The 2,875-nt window shown below is 39.4% G+C and carries 1 protein-coding gene and 1 tRNA gene; one reads left to right on the plus strand and one right to left on the minus strand.

The window, feature by feature from the left end; genetic code table 11:
• Window positions 1–151: 151 nt before the first annotated feature.
• A tRNA-Ile gene (locus ACUVXA_RS19165) sits at window positions 152–259 on the minus strand.
• A gap of 247 nt (window positions 260–506) precedes the next feature.
• Here ACUVXA_RS19165 and ACUVXA_RS19170 point away from each other — a divergent pair.
• The gene (locus ACUVXA_RS19170) at window positions 507–2,750 is read left to right on the plus strand and encodes an OPT/YSL family transporter (RefSeq protein WP_445872895.1); all 2,244 of its coding nucleotides are present in this window, start codon (window positions 507–509) and stop codon (window positions 2,748–2,750) included.
• The last annotated feature ends 125 nt before the right edge of the window (window positions 2,751–2,875 follow it).

The following is a 2,875-nucleotide window of genomic DNA, read 5'->3' on the forward strand; positions in this document are numbered from 1 at the left end:
CTGCTCACCAGCCAAAACCAGTTTTAATAACCTATTTCATTTTCAAATACTGAATTTTTACAATCTGTAAAACTTTGTTTTTGTTTTAACATAGACTTTTATATTATCGAACTTACTTAATTTAAACTCAATCCAAAACAGAAGGATTTTATGGTGGGCCCAACGCGATTCGAACGCGTGACTTTGACCCTTTCAGGTATTTCCCTCAAGGTCTTTCGGTTATCAGCCGAACGCTCTAACCAAGCTGAGCTATGGGCCCAAAGTAACAGGCAGAGTTCTAGTAGAATTATTGATGTTATTTTTTATTAAAAAGTCTTTCCCAACAATTTTTAAATTAGCACTATCGAATGTTCATTTCTGTTTCTATTATATGTTTTTAGGTGTTTATCTAATTTTTTGGAAAGCTATAGGTTTTGATGGATTGTACTTTCTTGCATTCAAGAAAAAGTTTTTATAGATGGTTAGAGGTAAGAATTCCTTACTTAAAGTTACGTGTGGTCTTCTTATTGCCCAAGAAACAGGAAAAAGAGCCAGAAACAGTGGTGGGCCCAGAGATTCCTAAAAGGTCGCCTTTCACAAAGAGAGCCATAATATTCGGACTTATTGTAGGGACTCTCTACATCTTTCTAGCGGTCTATATAAGTCTGAAAACCGGGGTAGTCTTCATTGCTGGTACTGTTTTATTGGGGTATATTTTTCTATCAATTTGGGGTAAATATAGCCCTCAGGAAAACGTGGTGGTTACGAGTATTGCGGAGGGGTCCATGCTAGTAGGTATAAGTGTAATTGCCAGCTTACCCGCAATAGTTATTTACTCTAGAATAATTAGCGAGAGAACACTCGACCCGATATTTTATTTCCTTAATCCAATATTTACTATCACAGTTGGTGGAAACCCAGTTAATTATGCCGGCGAGATTTGGTATAATAGCCTAATTACTCCAGAGCTTCTGATTGTTTTAGGACTTTTTGCAGGAGTAACTGGCTTATTCTTGTTACTTCCATTCAAGGAACAGTTGTTAAAGAGACCTTGGCCGGGTGTGATTCCAGTTTATAGGACAATTGAAGGATTAGGCGCTATAGAAGAAGCAAAGAACAGACTTTTGAAAGGAATGGGTATCGCAGCAGCGTACACTGGCACATTCATAGGTTTAGGCGTTTTTACTAGACTTAACCTACTCCAGTTTCCTGCCATCCCGCTTCTTCCAAGCTGGTTAGCGTCTCTTAAAACATTATGGTTAGGCACCCTGCCTCCGCAGTATCAAACACTCTTCGCATATTTTACTCAAGGACCGTTGCCTGAATTTTTGGGAATTTCAAACTCACCTCTTATTGGAGCAATGGGTTACTTTGTAGGTTGGAAAAGGGCTCTATTAATTTTTAGTGGCGCCCTCTGGTCCATTTTCGTATGGATTATTTGGGAATTTGGTAATCCGTTAGTAACCTACGGCGAACATTTCATGCTCCCTATGATTTATTACGCAGCTATGGGCTTTTTGATAAGTTACATAGTTTGGGAATTCATAAAAATTGGATTAAAATACCGTGAAGACCAGAAGAAGATGAAAGAACTCCAAGAGCAGCTAATTAAGGCTGCAACCGAAGGAAAAATCGATGCGGAGCAAGCTGCCCCCTATTTAGCAATACAAAAAATGGGACCTTTTGAGAAAATGAAACAATCAGTAAAACTTGGTATAGCCAACCTCAGAGAACAAGGCATATTCACACCGCGAAAAATTCTACCAATGATAATAGTACTCACAATTTTTATAGGAGGCACCATCCTAATATTCAACACGAATAATCCATTTAGCCAAAACGCTTTAGGATTAAAGGTTCTTGATTTTCCCTGGTACCTGACATTAGCTTCCACACCTTTACTTGCCTTTTCCGGGTGGTGGTTTGCAACTGCTCTAGGTGAAGCAGGATTCGTAGTCAACTATTTAACTGACACAATAGTTGTACCTGCAATCATTATATTTTCCATAAACTTCCCAAGCATTGTTATTTTTAGCACAATCGTCAACACAATGCAACAATCAGCTGGCAGATACATCGGAAGAATCAAAGTAGGACGATTCCTCAACGTCAAAGACAAAATAGTCAGAAACGCAATGCTTGTAGGCATAATTTTTGGCGCCTTCGCATCAGCATTCATCATTATGCAACTCTACTCATATGGAGGATTCGGCACCGTCACCTTCCCCGCACCAGCAGCAGCCATTACAGGACTCTTCTTCATGAGCATGGTAGAATTAAGAGAACTTTGGCTCGGCGGCGGAACAGGAGGCATCGGCGGAGCTGGTGTTGTTGGTGTAGTATCTGATCCGATAACTTATTGGGTTAGACTGCTTCTTCCCGATTCTCTTAAACCCTTCAGTTTACAGATCGCTGATCTTATTAAACCCTTTCATTTACAAAGCTGGTTTGTAGGGAGCGAACAGGTTATGGGTGCAATTAGTATAAGTGGAGCAATATTTTTCATAGGGGGATTAACAATTGGAATAATTTTAGCGAAAGCTGACTGGTCACCCATTTCCCTAGCAGTCGGTTTACTAATACCACCCTACATCGGCGTCACAATGATTCTCGGAGGACTCCTAAACTACTATGTCTATAGAAGAAACAAAGCAGACCAAGCCAAATATGCCCAAGAAGAAACGAAATATCAGCACCTACTGGGCGGAGCAGCTACAGGTGACGGTGTAACACAGATTTTATGGATACTAGCTACGATGTTTATGCCTTGATAATTAATTTCAGTTCCAATAAACAAGTAAAAATTCGTCGATTACCTCAGATACGTTTAACTAATTTTAATGGGACCAGTATTTCTTAGGTTTATTTGGTTTTGTTTATAAAGGAGAGAACATTT

Source organism: Candidatus Jordarchaeum sp. (assembly GCF_052745115.1).